Genomic DNA, 22,123 nt, shown 5'->3' on the forward strand with positions numbered 1-22,123 from the left:
GATTATGACTTACTGTGTGGCCATGTGCCTGTCGGACGGGCTGGTGTTCGCCTCGGATTCCCGCACCAATGCCGGGGTGGATCATATTGCAACGTTTAAAAAACTGCATGTGATTCACCGCGCCGACGATCGGGTGCTGGTGTTGCAGTCCGCCGGAAACCTGGCCACCACACAAAGCATTGTCAGCCTGCTGGAAACGCGCATGCGCAGTGACAGCGAGCCCAACCTGTTGCAGGTTTCAACCCTGTACGACGCCGCAACGCTGATCGGTGCCACCTTACGCGAAGTTATCGATCGTGACAGTCGTATGCAACAACATGCCAGCACCACCAACTTTGGCTGTAACCTGCTGTTAGGCGGGCAAATCGCCGGAGAAGCCCCCCGACTGTTTCATATCTATCCCGAAGGCAATTTTATCGAGGCAACGCGCGACACGCCCTACTTCCAGATTGGCGAAAGCAAATACGGCAAACCGATCATTGACCGGGTATTAACCCGTGAAACCACGCTTGAGCAGGCGATGTGCTGTGCGCTGATCTCGATTGATTCCACGCTGCGCAGTAACCTGTCCGTCGGGCTGCCGCTGGATGTGATGATCTACCGGGCTGACAGCTTTGATGACAGCGGACAGCGCCGTGTTACCGAAGATGATCCCTACTTTGCCACCATTCGCAAAGCCTGGTCGGAAGGGTTACAGAACACGTTCCGTCAACTGCCGCCGTTCTCGCTTTAACGCGTCACACTCGTCCGCCGAGCCGCCAGCGCACGCAGCAATACTGCAAGGGTGGTGCCATTGTGCAGCAGGGCGCTGCCGCCCGGCGACAACCCGCCCAGCGCCGCCGTCAGCATAATGCCGCTGTTGACCCATTCTGTCAGGGCAATATTGCTGTGTACCAGCTTCATCGCTTCCAGCGCCAGTTCACGCGCCAGCACCACGCCGTGCAGGCTGTCCTGCATCAGTACCGCATCCGCCGCCTGCTGCGCCAGCTCGGTGCTCTGGTTCATCGCCAGTCCGACATCCGCCTGCGCCAGCACCGGGGCATCATTGACACCATCGCCGATAAACAGCACGTTGCGGCCCTGCTGTTGCAGTGCCTGAACCACATCCACCTTACTCTCTGGTGTGCATTCAGCCACGCATTCATCCATCGCTAACGCGTTAGCCAGTTGCTGCGCCTTTTCAACGCGATCGCCAGTCAGTAACACGATGCGATCGATCCCCGACTGACGCAGTTGTGCGATCACCTCGAGTGCTTCCGCCCGCACGTTATCCTGTAAGCCAATCATACCAACCAACCGTTCATCAAGGCTGATGAACAGCAAATGGCACCCCTGCTGAGCCAACGCGCTAATCTCGGCCTCGTACGGTGAGAACACAACCTGATAGTGCGCTTCGAGAAAATGGCGGCTGCCGATCGCCATGCGATGACCATCCAGTTCACACAGCAGACCGTGTGCAATCACATACTCTACTTCGCCGTGGTTGATATGGGGCAACGCATGGTGGTGCGCCGACGCCACCACCGCTTTCGCCAACGGATGGTTGCTGTGTTCCTCAACTGAGGCCGCGATCGCCAGCAGGCGCTCCGCCCAGGCCCGCTCCGGATCGAAACTGACCACTTCCGTCACCTGCATATCACCGTGCGTCAGGGTGCCGGTTTTGTCGAACACCACCGTATCGACCGCGGCGAGTTGTTCAATCGCCCGCCCGCCTTTCAGCAGCAAGCCACTTTGCGCCGCGCGGTACATAATGGATTTAAACGCGATCGGCGTGCTTAGCTTCAGCGCACAGGCATAATCCACCAAAAACACTGATGCCAGACGCCGCCAGTCGCGGGTCAGGGCAAACACCGCCCCCCCTACACCGAGCGTGATCGCCACACGCCGGTCTGCCATCGCCTGTGTCACTTTTTGTGTTTCGCTTTGCTGGCTTAACGATTCACTGATAAAGCGGCGAATATTGGCAATCGAGGACGCTTCCCCCACCCGATCGGCCTGTACCGCAATATTGCCTTCCTGCACCTGCGTGCCCGCATACAGCCAGGCGCCCTTCTCACGCCGCACTGGCACGCTTTCCCCGGTCATCGAGGCCTGATTAATCAGGCCAACACCACGCAGCACCTTGCCGTCCGCCGGAATGGTGTCTCCCGGTCCAAGCAGCATCACATCGCCAATCGTCAGCGCAGAGGAGCGTATTTGATGACGTTCTCCTGCGCGCTCGACCCACACGCTGTGTTCCTGCGGTCGTAACAGGCTAGCCAACAGCGCATCGGAATGACGGCTGGTCTCCTGCTCCATGTACTCGCCCAGCGTCAGCAGCGTTTGCGTCAACATCGCGGTGCGGTTATCACCGCGCAGCACGGAAAGCCCAACGGCCAGTGCATCCAGCACCTCAACGTTCAGCTCGCGCCGGGTCAGCGAGGACACACCTTCAGCCAAGGTTTCCCCGGTCAGTAGCAGCGTTGGCAGCGCCGCCCAGCGTCGAGGCAGACACTGCGCCAGCAGCAAACCGCCCGCGTTGAGCAGATTATCGCCACCGCAATACTCCGGCTCATGCTCGCTCTCGGTACGCTGCTGCCAGTCAATGCCAGCCACGTGCGTCAACAGCGTGGATTCGTCGGTCTGATCCGGATGGTACTCAATCACCACCGAGCCAATCGCCGGACGCAGGCGCACCCTTGTGACGCCCAACAGCGCCAATAGTTGGTGGCGCAGCCAGTTCGCTCCGTCAGGGAAACGCGCCAGCAGCGTCATGCTCAGCCGCAAACGTCCGGGCAAGCGGTGCTTGACCCGAATACCCGGCGCGAGAGTGACCTCCCGATCGAACATCACGACGCGTCATTCTCCTGCTGCCGGTAGTAATCCAGCTCCGCCTGGAGATCCGCCAGCCGCTCTTTTAACTCTTCTACCTCGCCGCGCACGGTACCCCACGCTTTTTTCGCCGTGGTGGCGACTCCTTGCTGCACCTGCGGATTGGTCAACAAATACGCAATGGCAGCGCCCGCCACTACGCCAGTGACAAAATGGGTTTTGCTGTTTGCCTGACGATAAGGGGCGGCAGGCGTGGCTGGCGGGTAGCTGGCATAGGCAACCTGCCCGTTCGGCAACCGATAGGCGTACACATAAGGCATGTTGGGAGGGTTCATTCCGGCACTCCTTCTTGGGGTTGGTCCTGTGACGATTCACGCCGCTGCATGGCATCCAGCACATAAAGACTGGCAACACCAGCGCTCGCCAGCGTTAACCAGGTAAGCAAAGGCCGTCCCGCACTGGCGCTGGCTACCGCCATCACGGCACCGCTCACCACGCCCGCTTTGGCCGCATCGCTAGCCACCTTGACGGCGCTTTCATTCAGCGTGGTTTCACCGCGTTGGTAACGCCGCCACTGTTCGATGCAAGAGGTAGTGGTGCCGACCAACGCACCCGCCACCACCGCACGGCTGATGGGGCTTAGCGCGTCACGGTTGTTGCTCATTCGGTGTCTCCTCAGGCGCAGGAGGCGCTGTGCGCTGGCGCTCTACCGAGGCCTGAAATTCCGCCTTACCCGCCTTCACCGTGTCGCGAAAAATGGTGCTGCCCGCCGCCACGCTCTCTTTCACACTTTCGGCTCCGCTGGCTACCGAGGATTTGACTTTGTCGCCGCCGGTTTTCAACAGATCGCCCGCACTCGCCAATGTTTGTGTCAGCGTCTGGCGCACACTGTCATTGGTCAGCAGCAGCGTGACAGCCGCCCCAATCATGGCGCCTTTCCAAAACTCTTTATCATCCGCACCGATGGTGCCGATCAGGCTTTTCAACAGTCCGGCCTGTTCTCCCATCACATTCTCAACCACACCTTGCGCATGCGCGCTCCAATCCATGCCCGGCGCTGCATGATGACCGTGATGGTGTGCACCTTGCGGCACCGCATTTCCGGGGAATGGATACCCTGGCAGCGGATACCCAGGCATCGAATAGCCAGGCGGTAAATAACCGGGAGGCACCGCGCCCGGCGCCATCTGCGGATACCATGCTGGCTGCGGCGGCCATCCGGGTGGGGGAGGAAAAGCCCCCTGCGCGGCGGGATCACCTTGCGGCACGTAATAGGGATAGCCATAAGGTGGGAAATAGGGAGCCTGATTCACAGGATTATTATCATTACTCATAACGACCCTCGCTTGACTAGGTTTACTGGGAGAGCACGGCCTGAATTTGCGTCAGCGCCTGTTGCGCCGCCTGATCATCGTGACCAAACAGATGCGTCAGCAGCGTGGGGGACAGTGTGCTGGCACAATATTCCAGTACCACGCTGCCGGTTGCGGCATTAATGCTGCACGATTTCAAACACCCTTCGGGGTGACACAGCGATTGCAGCGCAGCCAACCGGCTTTGGCTGAGTGCGGAGACCAAACGATTGGTAAAACTGAGGCGAATTCGCCCCGGTATATGGTGCGCTACCGTGACAAAACGGCGTAGCGCCATCAAACTCTGCAAATCATCTGCCGCCATAACGGTGACTACAGCCTCCCTTTGCCTACCAACATCAATGCCGCGTCAACCTCGTGCGACATCAACCCATGCCGCGCGCACAACACGAAGCGACAAGGTTGCCCCTGTCACCACGTCAGGAATGTAAATATTTTGCGCGAAGACAACGTCACAATAACGTAACGTTAGGAGAACCACTTAAGATTTATGTGGTTAATTGCTGGTTGTTTGTTTTTTATCAATTCGTGCGATAAACAGAGGTGATAGACACTCTCACTACGATAATGTAAATTGTTATCATTCTAATCTCTATGAGTCGCGGCGACATGTCTCCCTATTTGCATCAAACTCAGAATCGCATTCGAATTCGCTCCGAATATATTCAGCGCAACCCGGAACGCGTGACCGAGACCATTGCGCAACTGCGTCAAATCGTGGGCGTGCAGGAGATTACCCATCGGCATTATGCCGGTTCTGTCGCGATTTGTTTCGACAGCAAAATGCTGTCTGGCGATGCGCTGTTGGCACAGATTGAGCCAGCAGGATGGCTTTCCGTTGCCAGAAACCAGACCTACATCGACAGGTCGCTTCATCGCTACACCCGCTCACTGGCTAAAGGGCTGGCGTTGATGACGCTGGATATGGCGATTAAAGGTCCACTGGTCAAACGACTGGTCACTCTCGTGCGTTAACCGCTGCCTACCTAAATTCCGTTTTGGCACCGCGCGCTATATGTGAGAACATAGCGCGCGGTGCTGCATTTGTGCCCGTTACACGCATTCGGTTGGAGAAAACATGGAGCTACACCTTTGGCTCGCCTTTGTCGGCGTGATTACCGTTTTAATTGCCATTCCCGGTCCGTCAGCGCTGATCAGCATGACGCACGGTTTGCGCTATGGCCGTGGCCGCGCTGCCGCCACCGTACTGGGCGGCGTGAGCGCCGCGCTGGTGCTGATGTCACTCTCGGCGCTGGGATTGGGAGCCGTATTAGCGGCTTCAACCACCGCGTTTATGATCCTGAAAATCGTCGGTGCGCTCTATCTGATTTGGCTTGGCATTGCCTCATGGCGTTCGGCCGCCGCCGCTCACGCGCCCGAACAGGTGCAGATGGATGCGTCACCCACGCGAGTTGCGCTGTTTCGTAAAGGCTTTTTAGTCGGTATCAGCAATCCGAAGGATCTGCTGTTTTTTGCCGCGCTGTTTCCCAATTTTATCAGCACCACGGAACCCCATGCGCTCCAGTTTGCCGTTCTGGCGCTGACCTGGGTGCTGTTTGATTTCAGCATCATGTTTTTCTACGCCAGCACCGGGCGACGCCTGTCTGGTGTATTCAGCAATCCACGCCGCATGGCGTTGCTTAATCGCGCCACTGGCGGCGTGTTTGTGTTGGCTGGATCGGCGTTGGCTGTCTCCAGCCGCTAAGAAGACAGACTGTTTTCGCCGTTGCTATCCCGTGTTCACTGGGATAGCAACGCCAGACCCTCATGCTTCAGCGGTAATCTCACCGTTGTCATCATTGAACGTGATCGTTTCTCCGTGACGTAACGCCCGCGTATGGCCCGGCTTATCGATAAACACCGGAATGCCCAACGCCGTCGCCAGAATGGCCGCGTGAGAGTTTCTGCCGCTGTCGGTAAAGTAGACGCCTTTGATCCAGGCGGGATCTAACTGCACCGTTTCAGAAGGCAGCAATAGGTTGGCGACAATCGCCATCGGTGTGTGACAGGGCGTAACCACGCTGTCGGGCTGATGGTTCAAATGCCGCAACACGCGCAGACCGACGTCATAGATATCGATGTAGCGTTCACGCAGGTAGGTATCTTCAATCCCCTGATACTCCTGTGCCAGCGAGGAAATCACCGTTAGCCACAGCGCATCAACCTGCACCGTCGCTTGCCCCATTCGCTCGGCGACCGCAGCGTACAGTTCGCCATCCTCCAGCATCATCCGATGCGCCAGGAAAATCCCGGCTTCCTTATCAGACAGGCGCTGCGCGGTAAACGCACACAGCTCATCCAGGTCTTGCACGGCAGCATCAATCGCCTGCGCCAGTTGAGCCAGCTCGGCCTGCGCGGATTGACTGACGCGCGGCGTCACGGCGGGCAACGTCCGGTCTACCCGACACACGGTGGCCGTTACCAATTCCCCCACCGGATGCCGCTCAGGGCGCGCCAACGCAGCGTCCTTCGCTTCCAAACGATCGCCAAAATGCTCGTGCGCCAGCAAGGTAAAGGCATCTATCGCCTGCTGCGCCTGCTCACCGCTCGCGTGCAGTGTGACTTCATCGCCGCGCTTGATCGCCAATAGCGCAATATTATTCACACTTTTGCCGTTTACCGTCTGTGCACCTTTCACCAGTTGCACATCGGCATTGTAGCGATTGAGGCAGGTGGCAATCGCCGAGGCCGGACGCGCGTGAATGCCCGCCGGGTTAGCCACACGCCAGGAAAAGGTGAGCGCTGACGCTGGCGTCTCCGCCGTCAAGGCAACGGGCGGGATGGCGGCCATGAGCTTATCATCCTGATTCAGTTGGTGATATTTCGCCGCCAGGGCCTGATGCGCTTCGGCCATCACCTGGCGGATATCACCACCGGACGCTGCCACGACTGCGGCGGCGATGGTTCCTTCCACCAGCGGCGCGGCGCAAACGTGCACGCGGGTCGCATAGGCCTCACCCAGCAGTTCCAACGCCAGATCGGTGCTCAAAATCGCACTTCCCATATCGACCATCACCAACACGTCACCCTCGTCTTGCACCTCCTGTATTGCCGTCATCACGGCAATGGGATCGGTGCCAATCGGGTTATCGGGATCATCAATGCCAGCCGCCACCGCAAATTTTACGCTGCCGTGCGTCATCTGCGCTGCCAGTTCCACCACCCCGTCTGCCAGGCGCTTACTGTGAGAAACCACCACGATATTGACCATTTTCTACAGCCTTACCCAATCGGGTCATCAGGGCATCACATGTCCACGACATCACAGAGCGTTTTGAACAGCAGGTAGCTGGATGTGGCACCAGGGTCCTGATGTCCGATAGCGCGCTCGCCAAGATAGCTGGCACGACCTTTTGCCGCACGCAGTGGGATAGTGCTTTTCATTCCCTGCTCCGCCGCTTTCAGCGTTTCCGCCAGCGCCGAGGAGAGCGGATCTTCTTGCCGGGCTTTCAGCGATGCCACAATCGCGCTCAGCGTATCCACCATGGTTTTATCACCGGGATGCGCCATGCCGCGAGCGATAATGCGCTCCGTCCCTTCCTGATACATATGGTAGAGATCCGTGACCGTCAGCTCTTCTTTTGCCATCACGGTTTCTGCCGCTTTGATAAAGAAAGTGCCGTACAGCGGTCCGCTGGCTCCACCAATGGTGGAAAGCAGCACCATGCCGGTATTCTTCATGATGGTGCCGATATCTTTATCCGCCAGCGTCGGCAGTTTTTCTTTTACCTTGCGAAAGCCACGGTTCATGTTCAGCCCGTGATCCGCGTCGCCGATTTCACGATCCAAATCGGTAAGAAACTCTTGTTGTTGCTCAAACACATCGGCCGCCGCATCCAGCCAGGCGATCACTTTGCTTTTGGTTACCACCATCATCGCACCTCAGTTTTCACCGCATCAGCGCCGGATGCAGGCTCCCCCTGCATCTGCGCGCGATCTGCCGCCAACGGCGGCAGCTTGCCTGACTACACTACATTTTCCATCTCAGCGCCGGTGTACTGACCGGGAAATCCCACAGCGAGAGCATTTCGTCATCCGCTTTCAGCACCGTGATGGAGACGCCCTGCATATCAATTGCACTGCAATAGGTGCCGACCAGATTACGTGCAATGTTGATGTGCTTCGCCGCCAGAATCTCCGCCACTTTGCGATAAACACCGTACAGCTCCGAGGCTGGTGTAGCCCCCAGTCCGTTAACCAGCACGATCACATTGTCGCCCGCGTTGAGCGGCGTGGTGGTACGGGTATCGTCAAACCATTCGCCTTTTTCCCGATCCCATTGACGCAGCGTTCGTACGTATGGGGTGTTATCAAGAATTTCATCCAGCATGGCGCTGACAATGGTGTCACCATCAGTATACTTTTCCCGGCGGATGCCCGGCTCGCCGTGGATACCGATACCGAATTCGATTTCATCTTCCGGCAATGAAAAACTGGGCTTACCGGCTGCGGGTACGGTGCACGAGGAGAGTGCGACGCCAATAGAACGGCCCTGATCGGCAATACGCGTCGCCAGCGCTGAACATTGCTCCAGGCTATACCCCTCTTCTGCCGCCGCCCCCAACAGTTTCTCCGCCAGCACCGTGGTGGCAACCCCACGACGACCCGCCGTGTACAAGCTGTCTTTTACCGCGACATCATCGTCAATCACGGCCACCTGCACGGCAATACCTTCACCGTGCAGCAGCTCTGCGGCGGTCTCAAAATTAAGGATATCCCCGGTATAGTTTTTGATCAGCAGCAACACGCCATTTTCGTTACTGACGTTCTGCGCACATTCATACATTTGATCGGGCGTAGGCGAGGTAAAGATATGGCCGGGGCACGCGCCATCCAGCATGCCGAAACCGACAAAACCGGCATGCATCGGCTCATGCCCGGAGCCTCCGCCGGAGATCAGCGCCACTTTGGGTTTATCCGAGCGACGGTAAACATAGAAAGGCTCGGTATTCACCGTCAATTCGGGGTGGGCAAGTGCGAAACCTTCAAGCTGTTCTCTGACAACATCATCGACTTTGTTGATGAGCTTTTTCATGACCCTTCCTCTTGATGACCGCCCTTTCTCTGGGGAAAGGACGATTTCCATGGCTGAGCGGCGAACCGCCCGTTAGGCAAAAACCGGTAAAAATTTGTAGCACAGCGCACCGATGCCACCCCCGATCAGCGGGCCGACAATCGGCACCCAGGCGTATTCCCAATCGGAATGGCCTTTATTTTTAATGGGCAGCAAGGCATGAGCAATTCTCGGCCCTAAATCACGCGCCGGGTTGATGGCATAGCCGGTAGGCCCACCCAACGACAACCCGATGCTATACACCAGAATCCCCACCGCGAACGGGCCAAAGCCGGACGCAATCCCGTTATGCGAATTAAAAATACCCAGTACGCCAAAGACTAAAACAGCCGTACCGATAATTTCTGTGACCAGGTTCCACTTAAAATCGCGTACCGCAGGCCCGGTGGAAAAGGTCGCCAGTATCAGCCCTGCATCTTCAGTCTCGTCGTAGTGACGTTTGTAGGTAAGATAGACCAGAATCGAGCCAAGGAAAGCGCCGATACATTGAGCGACGACATAGACCAATGCCATTGCGCCAGAGATGCTGCCATACAGCCACATGCCAAAAGTAACCGCCGGATTCAGATGCGCCCCGCTCACCCAGCCCGTGATATATACCGCGATTGCTACTGCAAATCCCCACCCGGCGGTAATAACGATCCAGCCGCTATTGCCTCCTTTGGTTCGCGCTAACACCACGTTGGCTACTACACCGTTGCCAAGCAGTATCAGCACCATGGTGCCAATCAATTCTGCAAGAAAAACGTTCATCGCTATCTCCTTCGTTTTAGCTTGAGGGGTTACCCACATGACGTAACGAACACGATGAGAGTAGGAAGCCGAATCTATGCTGTAAAAAATATTTTTTTGTTCAATTCAGGAACATCGTGGCGCACCAAAAAGTCCCAATATGAAACATAAATAACCCAGCACGCCCTGTTATTTGATACCCGTCAAACTGTGACAAAAGTTGTGTAGCAACTCACACTTTGTTGAATGAAAGAATAAAGACATTCAAATTCAATAAATTAAATATAATCATTGGTTCTATCTCATCGCCATTCGTGGTTGGCGATATGCATCACAAATTCGACATAATATTTCCAAAATGGAACATAAATGCGCTACCTATTTCCCAAAGGGGTACGATAAAGGAGCAACCGGTGAAACAGACTGCATTGAAAACCCTGTGGCACGATTTCATCACGCCGGACCCAATAAGGTATCCCGATGCCGCCAGCATGGAACACCTCGCGCTAAAGCCCTATGTCACCGAATCGTGGCTGCGTTGCCGTCGACAACAGCGTCACGATCATTGGTCAACGCCACTCTACGCCAAAGGCATTACGTTCAAGTCTCTGTGTCGCAACCGTGCCGATATGATCAATATCTCTTCGCCCATACTGGAGGATATCTTTGCCTATCTCACCACCACGGAATGCGCCCTGCTACTGACCGATGAAACCGGGTGTACGCTGAGTTTTCACGCCTCCCCGGCCATGAGCCAACGGCTAATGACGTTAGGCATTGGCGAGGGAATTTACTGGCGCGAAAGCATGATGGGGAATAATGCCGTCACAACGGCGCTGCTGTTACACGAGCCGGTCAGCCTGCAAGGCTATGAGCATTTCAATCAGCACTTGCATCAATTTGCCTGCTTTGCCACGCCGGTTTTCGACAGTTACAGCGCGGTGATGGGTGCGGTCGGGCTGATTCTGCTAAACGACAGCGACACGGTTTCCGCCCTGGCGCTAGTGCATTCCACTGCGCAGCAAATCAGCGCAAAATTGCACACGGATATGATTTTGGCTGAATCCAACCAACATTTAAGTGAAGTACACGCCCTGCTGGATGGCGTGGAAGAAGGCGTTCTCGCCTGGGATCATAAAGGCACCATCCTCTATCTGAACAAAAACGGCAGCGACCTGCTCAATGTTAAGGGCGAGAAGCTGTTAGGAAAAAATATTCAGGATACGTTGACCTTACCGCAGCGGATCGCGCATGCCATTGCGGAAAACCGGGATGTCTACCTGTTCGAAACCGCCGTCGAATTTCAAGGTGCGTTTATCGCACTGGCGATGTCGCTCAAAATTGTCAAAGGCGTCGCCAATACGCCCGATCGTTACATCGCGCTGTTGCACCCTATCGATCACATTCGTGAATTGGTGCATCGCCACGGCGGAGCGTATGCACGGCTGACATTTGACGATCTTGATTACGTTGGCACCTCCAGCGCTATTCGGCGTGTGGTTCGCCTTGCACAGCAGGCGGCAAAGGGGCGCGGCTCCGTCCTGCTGCACGGTGAAGAGGGACTTGGCAAGGCCTATCTGGCACAGGCTATTCATAACGCCAGCGAGCGCAGGGATAAGCCCTTTATTACCATCAATTGCCAGGCAATACCGCGCGAGGCGATGGCGAGCGAATTTTTGGGCAACAACGCGCATACCGATAAACCGGTCATTTCCAAATTCGAGTTGGCGAAAGGTGGCACATTGCTGTTAGAGAATGTCGAATACCTGACACAAGAAGTGCAAACCGCGCTGTTACAACTGCTGAAAACCGGGTTGCTCAACAAGGCCAACCAGACGTTGGTGCCGCTGGATGTCAGGTTGATCACCACCACAGATATAGACATCAATCAGTTTGTTGAGGAAAACCGCTTTCGCCGCCACCTGCTTTACGAATTACAATCGTTCGACATCCACGTACCTGCCCTGCGGGAACGCAGCGAAGATATCCCTGCATTGATCAAGCGCTACCTTAAGATCATGAGCCGCGAGATCGGCGCTAACGTGACGCTCTCTGAAGATGCACAACAATTGCTCATGCGCTATGCCTGGCCGGGAAATAACCGAGAACTGCGCAATGTGCTGGAGCGCGCTTACAGCTATAGCAACGGCAACCGAATAAAAGTCAAAGATATTCCGGCACCATTGAGTGAAAACATTCTTGAGACATCATCGCGAGAAGCGAGCCTCCATCCTCAGTCGTTACAAGAGATGGAGCGGGATGCGCTCATCCAGGCAGCCATTCACTGCCGGGGAAAAGCCTCACAAATGGCTTTATCGTTAAACATTGGCCGCACGTCCTTGTGGCGTAAACTCAAGCTGCTTAATATCCATCTTGCCGATTACAAAGTGGGTTGACCCCTTTCGGGATAAGATGCACCGGCGAAAAGTTCAACAATATTGCGTACCGTCAGCGCAGCGTCTATCTGCGCTGACGGGATCGTCACCCCGAATGCCTCAAGCTGCATCAGTAAATCTATCATCTCGACCGAATCCAGACCTAACGTGACGATCACGCTATCGTTCAACCCAATGCTGTCAACAGGGATGCCGCTTACCTGATGAATCAATGCTTTCACCTGACGCTCATTATCACTCCCCATTATCACACCATCATCCTCGTGATGTCTGTGAAGAGAGGGTGCGCCTCACGCCAGGCATGGTGGTCAAGACCCGAGAATTGCGTTTTTCGCTGTATTTCTCTACCAACTTCTGAGCGTTGCGGCTCAGTTGGAAAAAATCTTCGTGCAATTGCATTTTACGAAATGCCTCGTTGATATAGACCTGCTGCATATCACTGCGCTCTTCAGTGCCTACATCGGCGAGAAATGCTCTTTCCAGGAAGTGTTCCAGCGTTTGGGTATACACGCCGTCCTCGCGCAGGATCAGTTTATCGATGCTCGCCATTTCGTTTTCATTCTCTGGGACTTCCTCACCAAGCCAGCGCTTCAGCAAGGCCAGATCATCCTTGTTGATGCCGGATGAGCCCCCCCCTGCTGAAGAGGCTACCTCCGAATGGCCAGTCGCTTCTGTCACAGAAAAATCGTCATTTGCCGCAGGCCCCTTTTCAGCGACAACGGCGGAGGGATAGGCTTCGGCGGTAGGGTGTGCCGCCAGTGATGCCAAGGGGTTGATGTTGTGCTTGGGCGATAGTGTACCAATTTGGAAATTATCCAGAGGCGATCGTGGCGGTGACATCGTCGATATAGCGGAACCCACGGAGCTACTGGAGGAAGGAAGCCGTTGTACCTGAACGCGAGGTTCCCGTCCGTGTTCAACCTCCGGTGCGGTGGGCTTCACGCTGTCAGTCCCCATAGAGAAAGACTCGGCCATCGTGGTGATCTTCCCATTCGGCAGCGTCGAATAGACAGGTAAATCTTGCGTACTGATGCCATTCAATCGGCTGAGCAGCGGGTAGCGGTTGATAAAATCCGACGGTGTCTCGCGCCGCTCACCCATCGAGGCAATCAGATCTTTCAATAACACAAAGCGCTGATCTTTATCTATTTTATCTGAAGCCAATAGCTTTTCTGTTATTGAACTCCAGGGATCAGGTGGCGTCGTTGGCGTATTTCCACCGTACGATGTGGCCGTCGCATTGCTGCCATAAACGGTGATATTACCTGGGGAAGATGATGCTGTCGGTGCTGTCGGTAAGTGATGCCCATTCACGTTGTCCGTTGCATCTGACGTTCCCACCGCCTTTTCTGAGGTGCTTGGCTTCGCAGCGCCAGTGGGCGTTTGACGCTGAAGCGCTAATGGGATTGACGCAACAGCATCAAAAATTTTCATATACCCAAAGCGGATAATCGCCCCGTGGATATCCGCGTGATCCTGGTTTGCGGCTTTTGCCTCCTTGGTAATCCCCATGACCTCATCATCGATCACGTTGAAGCACATACGAATATTGCCAGAGAAAATCTGTTCAATATTCGAGCGCGCCCACTCACGATCGGTGACATTATGATATTCACACCACGCATTGATCGACTGATTGAGCATATGCGCGGTGAGATCCTCCAATATATCCTTACTGTAGGTTTCAAGCAGCGGTGCCGCTGCTACCCAAAATTGTTTATCGTCTTTAGTGACATTTTTTACATGTTTATTCAGACTAATATTCGCGTTGAACTCCTCAGGCTCTTTTATGATTTCGGAACAAAAACGGTCGCATAATTTTTGATAACAGGCTTTCTCGGTTGAAGTGAAATTAGCTTCCTTAGTGGAAAGCAGACCCAGAACGCTTTTGAATAACTCACGGCATTCAACCGTTGTATTGGCATTGCGTAACGCTTCAGGCAGCGCGGCTTGCGACTGGGTGTGAATCAATCCGTATACACAGCCTACTTTGTCGGGTGCATGGATAAAGTTTTTTACGGCTAGCGAAACACCGTCGTTAGCGCACCCAACCACATTATCAGTCACTGTCTCAATCTGGGGGAGCTCTCGATTCATTCGATGATAAACATCGGCCTGAATATACCTGCCAAACCCTGGACTTACATTTCCAGATGCTCCAATTGTCATAAAGCCTCCACGATAATCAGTAATTAACTAATTTTCTCAAACTCACTACGATACTATTTCTTACTCGTTCTATATGTTTAACCACCACACGCCAACACCGTGAGCAGGTAATTTCGGCTCTGGGTTCAGGTATTCTGGGACGCATCGCATCCATGTGTGCATTGACTGATGGGTTATCCCCATAAACGGGCGGAGCGTTATATACTGGTACTTTTCTAAAATAGCGGACACGCCGTTCTTTCTGATAAAGCTCTCGCTCCCTGTCCGTCATCGGCTGATTTTTTATCACCTCAACCTTCTCCGGTATACTATAATTATATCGATAAACATAATCTTTTAGATTACATAATTCTGACGTTGTCATTGCCGAATTTCTCATCAAATTATAATACGGCAAAAGAATGTCACTATTATTTCTGGGTTTGAAATTCATAGATATTTTAAAAAACAGGTGGATTGAATATTATGACAGTGCTTTTAGTACCTCTCTGGCACTCTCCCCCAGCGTACTGATGACACTACTCAGTACTTTGTTTAAATTATCGAATGTGCTGTTCGCCTGACTATATCGCTGGGCGAAAGATTGCATGTTACTCTGGAAAGCGCTGCTTACAGAATTGAAGCTCGCCAGCCAGGCCTGATAGCGGGTGGTCGAAACATCAGTATACGAACCATCATCCGTTACTTTCGCCAAAGAAACGCTATCAAAGGTATCCTTGTTAAAACTGACTTTCCCATCAGTACTGACTTTGAAAGCCGGCTCCAACGTCGCTACCATTTCTTTTTGCTGACTGGGGCTCATCTTATCCCAGTCAGGTACACTGCCAAGCGGAGTTTTTCCAATCCAGTTATTAAAAACCTGATACCCGTATTTTCTCAGGTTGGGCTCATCAAAGTTGACTGAATTTGCTTCTTTTCCTGAATGCGTAGAGTCGGCGGCAACCTTTTGCACCGTTTTATTGTATTCATCGTACATTTCAGTGTATTTCTGCAATAAATTGCCATAGAAATCCACGTAGTTGGTTTTAACACCTGCGATAACGTTAACGATTTCCGCCCACAGATCCGCGTAACTGGTACTCGTAGTAAACGGCTCACTTCGCGCATCCACACTTCTTCGGGCACGATGCAACGTGGGCTGAGATTCCTCATCAGGAATAACATCCTGCGCATGGTGCGCCATGCTTTCCGACCTGGCTAACGATGCTTTATTATTCAACTTGTCGTCACGAATCTGATGCTGAATCTTGTTAAGTTGCGCCTGAATGGCCTGCTGCAATGCCGTCAACTGCGCTGTTATGTCATCGCCGTTTTCTCCCGGCAAAGCACTCTGTTGTTGCGCAAGACGGATATCGTCAACGTACTGCAATAATTTCTCACCGGATGGCAAACTGGGATTCATGTTAAAACGGGTAAGCAACTGCTCAAGACTGAGCATTTTGTCATGCATTTCGCAGAATGCTATCGGCCATCGGGTTAGCGTATTTTCCTCTTGGTTGTCAGTGATAAGAAACAGCAAAACGGTTTTCACATCATGCAGCGAATAAGCCTCGGAGACCTCCGGTGCCCCCTGCCAAGACGCTGCTGTGGTAAAGGGAGCGGCGTCCACGCCGGGAAACCTTGCCGTGCAGGCCGGTAATAGCACAGTAGAAATAGTCATTTTTTCGCCCAAAATAAAAGAGATAGCGGCTCAACTATCAAGAAGATGTCGCAACAGAAGCCGCGAATGCGTTATGCCATCTTGCTGGCAACTGCGGAGACCGCATCATTGTTGTTATTAAGAATAGCCAGTAACGCTTGCCGTAAGGCAGATTCGCCCTCACTGGATTTTTTTGCCGTTTGCTGATGAACACTGTCCACTTCACCACTCACCGTTTGATTCGCTCGCATTATTTCGGCTTCTTTGCTTTGCTCCGCCGCCGTGACACCGTATGTCCCCTGTGTGATATCGTGAACCGATCGGCTAGCTTGCATCAAAGCATCGGCTTGAATGCGGTTTTTCATCGATGTATTCGATATTTGTTGATGGCTATCGCGCAGTATTTGACTTTCCGTATTCAACTTTGCGTGTGCTTGTACCAGACGTGCGGAAACATCACTATCGACCGTGATACCGTCATTAACCAATTTATCCTTATGGTGCTGTAGGCCGTTTCTGGCCATATCCGCTTGTTCGTTAAGTTGATGAGACCTTTTCAAATTGTTTTCTATTGAGGCTGATTCCGATTTCAAAGATTTGCCCGTCGAGAATGCCGAGATGCCCTGCATCCCCATGCTTAACGACCCGGCAACAATCGCGCCAGTCTGATTTTCCCGTGCAGCGCGAACCAGATGCTGGCCAGTCGCATTGGCTGACGTCATGGCAAAATGAGACCACTGTGCCGCCGATGCATTAAAATGCGCTTCCTGCCGATTTAACGACTGCAAAATATCGGTAAACGCATCTAAAATACCCATATTGCCCATCACGTTACTATAACGATAGCCGCCAGAATGTACCGGTGTAATGTCTGTTCCCCCTTCAACGGCGGCGTGCGAACGCACAGCGGTGTGTTCCACGGTATGGGACGTCGCTGCCCTGCCTGCCTTTTCATTTTCACTGCGTCTTGACGGATTATCTGTTGCAGATAGAAGTTGCGCGCTGCACAGGGTAGCAGCCCCCGCAACGACCTGTTCTATCTTGTCGATGTCTCTTCCTTGCTGGGAATCAGACAGCCTCTGCATCAGTTCAGCTTTGGTATCGGAAGGTATGACTTTATTGGTTGATGCAGGAGCCATCAATTCAACGGGAAGCGAATTGGCATAGGCGTTATTCGCGTCACCGATACTTCTGGAAACAGAGACCAGGTGCGCCAAAGAAAGGACATCCGGCAAACGCTCGGTGAAAGGCTGCGTAGAGTGTGCGGTATTATCCGTTTTTAAAATCAGCTCGTTTTGAGTTGCAACAGGTGATAATGTGGTCATCATATTTTTCAACTCCGTGTTAATAAATATATCATTTTTGAAATCCACTTACGCTAAATAGGGTTACCCCGCAACGTGTTGCATTTTTCGGGTAATGAATTTACCCGCTTGCATCTGGTTTTCGGCCACAGTAGCCATATTTTCGATAATGGCATTGGCAGCTGCAATGCGTTGAGTAAAGCTATCCACCATTCGGTCCATCAGTGCATTCAATATATTTTGCAGTGCAAGATCCTCTAGCATTTTGGCGCGTACTTTTTCTGCTTCCACTTTATTTCCAGCCACAACGATTTCCATGCCGGTTTGCATTGCAACGTTAACGGTCATCGCGACATTTTGGGATTGTTGAACCCTATTAACCCATCTGGCACTTTTTATACTTTGAACGATGAACGAACGCGTAGCCGTTGACCCCCACGCCATAATGGTTCGTCCAATCGTGTTGTCCATCATGGTTTGCAACATCTTTTTCATTGCCTCCCGGGTGGATTGTATTATCGCAGTGGAAGAGAGTTTATCGACCAGCTTACCCATCAGGCTTCCTGCCACCATTGCTACTGCAATTAATAGTACAACGGCAGCAATTGCCCCCAAAGTTTCACTTATTATTGCAGCCGTTTCTTTATCAACCCCAAGTTGTTCCAAAATAAACGAATAATATTTAGCCAGAAGATCTATTAATGGCTTAATAATGTGTTCCATAATCGGTTGCATAGCCTGTTGTATAAAAGACTCGCCCGTGACCGCCTGGTAGATGGCATCGCCAGCCGTCAATGCCAACCCGACGGCAGCCAGCGCTAATGATGTCCCACCAGTAAAAATAGCCGCTGCGAAACCGACAATGGCGATAGCCCAACCGAGAATTTTACCAATACAGCCCATGGTTTTTTGCATCTCTTCCGCTTTACGCTGCTCAATGTCGTATTCACGCGCTTTTTTTTCAGCATCTTTAACCGCTGCTTCTGCCAGTTTCTGCTTCAATGCAGCGCCAGCCTGTAAATCCTCACTGGCACTTTTATTGATGAGTTCAGCGACAATGGCCAGCAAATAACTGAGACTTTTTGCATTTTCATTTTGCTGTTTCCGTTTAGATTCAATAACGGATATTTGCTGGTTAGGCATCGAGCCCAGCAGGGCTTGTGCTTGCTGCCTGGTATTTTCCAGAATGGCTCTACTGGCAATTTCTGCCAGGCGTGCAGGCTCCAGTCTGTTTTTGAGTGCATCCTCATAGTGGGCCACAGCGCGCTGTTTGTGGTTATATGCCTCGGTAACAGCACATTTCGCTTCCTCTATTTTCTTACTCAGGTCAGGGGATAGCACGCCGTTCTCTTGTAATTCCCGCTCTGCTTGATTCTGCAAAAACTGCAACTGCTTTTGCGCATCGGTATAGGTGTCCGTTGCCGCGGTAGCCTGCTGTTTTAATCCATTGACCAGCGTCTGTGCCTGCGTCAACGCATCACTGTCATTGGCCCACTGCTGAGCATGCTGCTCTAATTGATCGGCGAGTACACCATATGTCTGAGAATGACCCGCCAGTTGCGCATTGTATATCTTCAGTTGATCGACCATTTTCTGTAGTGTCACATCGCCAGTCAGCTGATTTATTTTGCCTAGCAGGCTAGTCATGCGAGCAGAGGCAGTCAGCGAAGTCGCAGGGTTGTCTGCACCCGATGCGATTTGGGACAACGGAGATAAAGCGAAAGGCTCCGATGCCAATTGCGGTATATTGGCATCTTGTGGTGTCCGGGGCTGAGCAGCGTTTCCCTGCAATGCGTTAGTAGTATTTTGCAAAATGGCAGCCAGTTGCTCTGGCCGTAATAGTGTCATCGCCACTGCAACAGAATCTCGTTGCGGATGCTCCCTCAGCCCTGCCTCACCAAAACGTTTAATAGCGGTGCTCTGCTTTATTAATTCAGTTCGATGTGTTTCAACGTCTCCACCACCAGAGAATGCGAATGCCGAAGAAAAATCATCAATAGCTATGTTCATTATGCCTCCCTATTAGCATCCTCTTTTTGCGATCCATTTTCTTCGTTAGCATCCATATCTTTTAAGGCAGCCAAATAAGCCTGTGCCTTCTCCGTCAAGCTGACGTCAGTGCATTTTTCGGTTACAATATCAAAACACTTACTCGCCTGAACCGAACGACAGAGCATCAGGTTACACTGTCCGGCATAGAGCATAGGCCGATAGTCATTTTCTGACAGTGAATATGATAATGCATAAAAATCAATGGCTTTTGAGTAATTCTTCTTCAATTGATAAACAGCAGCCAACCCCATTGCATATTCTGGATTATAAAAATCGTAGATGCATAAAAAGCGAAAAAGTGATTCAGCGTCATCTAACTTGCCCATATGATAAAAGTCATAGGCAAGCTTATAAACATCACTCATTGTTTCGTTCGATACGCCATGAACATCTTTTAACGTTGCACCATTATGAATGGCATCCATGAGTTGCTCAGAATAATCTTTGAGCAATGTTTCCTCAACTTCATCACGCAATTCATTTTTAGCATCCATTACCTTTTTAAAGCTCATCTTAGACCTTCCATATTATGGATAAAATGGAAAAATGTTAATATAACGATAAATTCATCGAGAGTGTAGATAGTAATGAATACAAGCACTATCATACTGTTCACCCATGAAACCCGGGTACAAAAAAAACGTACTATTGTTTCTTATCACATAATTTTGTTCCAGAATCTGCCAATGGCGATTCTTGAGAAACCTCGCCTTCATACTCATTGACTTCATTATTATCGTTAAACGCATCCAATTCTTCGAGTTCGACTCGGCGCAACCATATCAATATATCCATAACAGCCATAAGCGCGTCATCGTTTATTGAAATAAAACTGTATGCGGTGTAACTGCTATAAAGTTTTCTTGCCAACTTTACGTCACGAACAACCGGTATTCCTTCTTTTTCCGCATAGGCAATTGCTGCCTGCGCTTTCATGTTTGAACATCGCAAAGAGATAAACGGTAAATAAGCCACTTCCATATTAAAATAAATTGCAACCGCAATATGTGTAGGATTGGCCATGATCACTTCTGAGTTTCGGATTGCGGTTCGCTCTTCACTTGAGAGAATTTCATGATGCGCCCGGCGTCGGGCTCGCTTGATTTCAGGATTACCATCCAACTCTTTGCGCTCTTGTTTTACCTCATGCTTATCCATTTTCATCTCTCTGATGTAGAGAAAGTATTCAACAATGAATTCCGCCAACAAAATAAGCACAGACCAAAGAATAAAGAGCAATATACTTTTTATAGTGACAGACACCCAATAGGCAATTAACTGTATAAGGGTGCCATGATAAACCAAAAGTATGTTTTTTAATTCGTAGACGATAATGGTATAACACGTACCAAACAATACGCCCAGATACAAAAATGATTTCACAAAATCTTTAGCAGTCCTAAGACTAAATATCCTTTTAAATCCTTCGATTGGATTGAGTGCTTTGATGTTAAAACGTAAAGCTTCAGTAGCTATTGAAAATTTAGTTTGCAACAATGTTGTGGCAAACCCGACAACGATACACAGAGCGATAAAAGGCAGACACATCTGCAATAAAATCACCACCAATTGAATACTGTATGAGATAGCTGTCATCTTGTTGTTATATAGTAATGCAATACTGTATAGTTCGATAAGCGGGCCAAAATCCATGCCGCTCCCCAGGAAAAAAACACCTGAAATTAATACCACCGTTGCAACAAGATCCCGACTGCGAAAAGTTTGTCCCTTCTTTGCTGAATCACGTCTTTTCTTTTCTGTCGGTTTTTCTGTTTTCTCAGCCATATCTCTTTCTCCATGACGTCAAATAAAAAAGCGTTGAAACGCCTGTAAAGAAAAAAGAGGTAAGGGTTTTTCAGTCAATGATTGGAATCCATAGAGCAAAAATACAGCAAAAGCGATGACGCTTTTGATGGTCAACGAGAGAGAAAATGGATTAAGCTGCGGGCAATAACGCGAAAAGACACCTAACAATACTTCTGACAACATCATGACAATGAGCACCGGTGCTGCCAACATGATGCTGCCTTGCATTAACATCAAGAGTAAATGCCCGGTCTCGTTAATGTTCATTTCACTCAGCTCACTCCCTTTGGGCAATACCCGGTAACTTGCTGCCAATACTTCAACCAGCAAACGCATACCGCCTTGAGCAAAAAAGATCGCGCCAAAGGCAAAATTGAAAAAACCAGAGAGAATGGAACCTTGAACACCGTGCACCGGATCGATGCTATCGCTTATCGTCGCGCCGCGTTGGTTATCGATAAGTTCACCCAGCGCTATCACCATCCAAAAAGGCAAGCAAAGCGTTACGGCTAAAATCAGGCCCACGACCAGTTCTGTTACCAGTACCATCCCGCCCCCTAAATCCGTGGCGGGACTCGCCTCAACGCAGGGCCATAAGCCGATAATCACAAGAAATATCGCGGTGTTCTTTACGATAAGATTCGCCAATACCCGCTCCCCTAAAATGGGCAACATATAAAAAACAATAGCCAGACGAGCATAGGCAAGCATTAAAATCATGACATTATGTTGAAAATGTAAATAGAGACTAACGAATAACATGATGT

At 51.6% G+C, this 22,123-nt stretch carries 21 protein-coding genes; 4 read left to right on the top strand and 17 right to left on the bottom strand.

Annotation, left to right across the window (positions count from 1 at the left end; all coding sequences use genetic code 11):
• The first annotated feature begins 4 nt into the window (after nucleotides 1-4).
• A complete protein-coding gene (locus tag J5067_RS09540; RefSeq protein WP_264644869.1) occupies nucleotides 5-733 on the top strand; it encodes a proteasome-type protease in 729 nt (242 codons plus the stop codon).
• Here J5067_RS09540 and J5067_RS09545 read toward each other — a convergent pair.
• From J5067_RS09545 to J5067_RS09565, 5 genes are read right to left on the bottom strand one after another with little or no spacing between them, the layout of a single operon-like run.
• Nucleotides 730-2,829 (bottom strand): heavy metal translocating P-type ATPase, encoded by a 2,100-nt coding sequence (locus tag J5067_RS09545; RefSeq protein WP_264651103.1) that lies wholly within the window; start codon nucleotides 2,827-2,829, stop codon nucleotides 730-732. The two genes, J5067_RS09540 and J5067_RS09545, sit on opposite strands and share 4 nt — an antisense overlap.
• Entirely contained in the window at nucleotides 2,829-3,146 is a 318-nt protein-coding gene (locus tag J5067_RS09550; protein WP_264644868.1) for a DivIVA domain-containing protein, read from the bottom strand. The genes J5067_RS09545 and J5067_RS09550 overlap by 1 nt, the downstream gene beginning before the upstream one ends.
• The gene (locus J5067_RS09555; RefSeq protein ID WP_264650984.1) at nucleotides 3,143-3,475 is read right to left on the bottom strand and encodes a hypothetical protein; all 333 of its coding nucleotides are present in this window, start codon (nucleotides 3,473-3,475) and stop codon (nucleotides 3,143-3,145) included. The genes J5067_RS09550 and J5067_RS09555 overlap by 4 nt, the downstream gene beginning before the upstream one ends.
• Entirely contained in the window at nucleotides 3,459-4,145 is a 687-nt protein-coding gene (locus J5067_RS09560; protein WP_264644866.1) for a YtxH domain-containing protein, read from the bottom strand. The genes J5067_RS09555 and J5067_RS09560 overlap by 17 nt, the downstream gene beginning before the upstream one ends.
• A gap of 22 nt (nucleotides 4,146-4,167) precedes the next feature.
• Nucleotides 4,168-4,488 (bottom strand): hypothetical protein, encoded by a 321-nt coding sequence (locus J5067_RS09565; RefSeq protein ID WP_264644865.1) that lies wholly within the window; start codon nucleotides 4,486-4,488, stop codon nucleotides 4,168-4,170.
• A gap of 305 nt (nucleotides 4,489-4,793) precedes the next feature.
• Between J5067_RS09565 and J5067_RS09570 the strand changes: the two genes are divergently transcribed.
• Together J5067_RS09570 and J5067_RS09575 are read left to right on the top strand one after the other, a co-directional pair.
• Nucleotides 4,794-5,159, top strand: a complete 366-nt coding sequence (locus J5067_RS09570) for an HMA2 domain-containing protein (protein WP_264650985.1) — start codon at nucleotides 4,794-4,796, stop codon at nucleotides 5,157-5,159.
• A gap of 103 nt (nucleotides 5,160-5,262) precedes the next feature.
• Nucleotides 5,263-5,889: a LysE family transporter gene (locus J5067_RS09575; RefSeq protein ID WP_264644863.1), complete on the top strand. Its 627-nt coding sequence runs from the start codon at nucleotides 5,263-5,265 to the stop codon at nucleotides 5,887-5,889.
• A 60-nt stretch (nucleotides 5,890-5,949) separates the two neighbouring features.
• On the opposite strand, the gene dhaM is transcribed toward J5067_RS09575, so the two are convergent.
• The 4 genes from dhaM to J5067_RS09595 form a co-directional block, all read right to left on the bottom strand.
• Entirely contained in the window at nucleotides 5,950-7,395 is a 1,446-nt protein-coding gene (gene dhaM, locus J5067_RS09580) for a dihydroxyacetone kinase phosphoryl donor subunit DhaM (protein ID WP_264650986.1), read from the bottom strand.
• 35 nt (nucleotides 7,396-7,430) lie between these two features.
• Entirely contained in the window at nucleotides 7,431-8,057 is a 627-nt protein-coding gene (gene dhaL, locus J5067_RS09585; protein ID WP_264651104.1) for a dihydroxyacetone kinase subunit DhaL, read from the bottom strand.
• Between the two features lie 97 nt (nucleotides 8,058-8,154).
• Entirely contained in the window at nucleotides 8,155-9,219 is a 1,065-nt protein-coding gene (gene dhaK / locus J5067_RS09590; RefSeq protein ID WP_264644861.1) for a dihydroxyacetone kinase subunit DhaK, read from the bottom strand.
• A 72-nt stretch (nucleotides 9,220-9,291) separates the two neighbouring features.
• Nucleotides 9,292-10,011 carry an MIP/aquaporin family protein gene (locus tag J5067_RS09595; protein ID WP_264650987.1) on the bottom strand — a complete coding sequence of 240 codons (720 nt, stop codon included), beginning with the start codon at nucleotides 10,009-10,011 and terminating at the stop codon, nucleotides 9,292-9,294.
• Between the two features lie 392 nt (nucleotides 10,012-10,403).
• Between J5067_RS09595 and dhaR the strand changes: the two genes are divergently transcribed.
• A complete protein-coding gene (dhaR, locus tag J5067_RS09600) occupies nucleotides 10,404-12,386 on the top strand; it encodes a dihydroxyacetone kinase operon transcriptional regulator DhaR (RefSeq protein WP_264644859.1) in 1,983 nt (660 codons plus the stop codon).
• Here dhaR and J5067_RS09605 read toward each other — a convergent pair.
• From J5067_RS09605 to sctT, 8 genes are all read right to left on the bottom strand, one after another.
• Nucleotides 12,371-12,631, bottom strand: coding sequence for an acyl carrier protein (locus J5067_RS09605; RefSeq protein WP_264627976.1), 261 nt, complete (start codon nucleotides 12,629-12,631; stop codon nucleotides 12,371-12,373). The two genes, dhaR and J5067_RS09605, sit on opposite strands and share 16 nt — an antisense overlap.
• A 10-nt stretch (nucleotides 12,632-12,641) precedes the next feature.
• On the bottom strand, nucleotides 12,642-14,555 hold the full coding sequence (locus tag J5067_RS09610) for a hypothetical protein (RefSeq protein WP_264650988.1): 1,914 nt from the start codon (nucleotides 14,553-14,555) through the stop codon (nucleotides 12,642-12,644).
• Nucleotides 14,556-15,018: 463 nt separating this feature from the next.
• Nucleotides 15,019-16,215, bottom strand: a complete 1,197-nt coding sequence (locus J5067_RS09615; RefSeq protein WP_264650989.1) for an IpaD/SipD/SspD family type III secretion system needle tip protein — start codon at nucleotides 16,213-16,215, stop codon at nucleotides 15,019-15,021.
• Between the two features lie 71 nt (nucleotides 16,216-16,286).
• Entirely contained in the window at nucleotides 16,287-17,522 is a 1,236-nt protein-coding gene (locus tag J5067_RS09620; protein WP_264650990.1) for an IpaC/SipC family type III secretion system effector, read from the bottom strand.
• A gap of 60 nt (nucleotides 17,523-17,582) precedes the next feature.
• A complete protein-coding gene (gene sctE / locus J5067_RS09625) occupies nucleotides 17,583-19,508 on the bottom strand; it encodes a type III secretion system translocon subunit SctE (protein WP_264627894.1) in 1,926 nt (641 codons plus the stop codon).
• The gene (gene sicA / locus J5067_RS09630) at nucleotides 19,508-20,044 is read right to left on the bottom strand and encodes a type III secretion system translocator chaperone SicA (protein ID WP_264645076.1); all 537 of its coding nucleotides are present in this window, start codon (nucleotides 20,042-20,044) and stop codon (nucleotides 19,508-19,510) included. The genes sctE and sicA overlap by 1 nt, the downstream gene beginning before the upstream one ends.
• Nucleotides 20,045-20,195: 151 nt before the next feature.
• Complete coding sequence (locus tag J5067_RS09635; protein ID WP_264627990.1) at nucleotides 20,196-21,335, bottom strand: EscU/YscU/HrcU family type III secretion system export apparatus switch protein; 1,140 nt, start codon at nucleotides 21,333-21,335, stop codon at nucleotides 20,196-20,198.
• 18 nt (nucleotides 21,336-21,353) lie between these two features.
• Nucleotides 21,354-22,118, bottom strand: a complete 765-nt coding sequence (gene sctT, locus J5067_RS09640; protein ID WP_264651105.1) for a type III secretion system export apparatus subunit SctT — start codon at nucleotides 22,116-22,118, stop codon at nucleotides 21,354-21,356.
• Nucleotides 22,119-22,123: the final 5 nt, after the last annotated feature.

The organism is Candidatus Symbiopectobacterium sp. NZEC151, from assembly GCF_025962655.1.
Lineage (GTDB): Bacteria > Pseudomonadota > Gammaproteobacteria > Enterobacterales > Enterobacteriaceae > Symbiopectobacterium.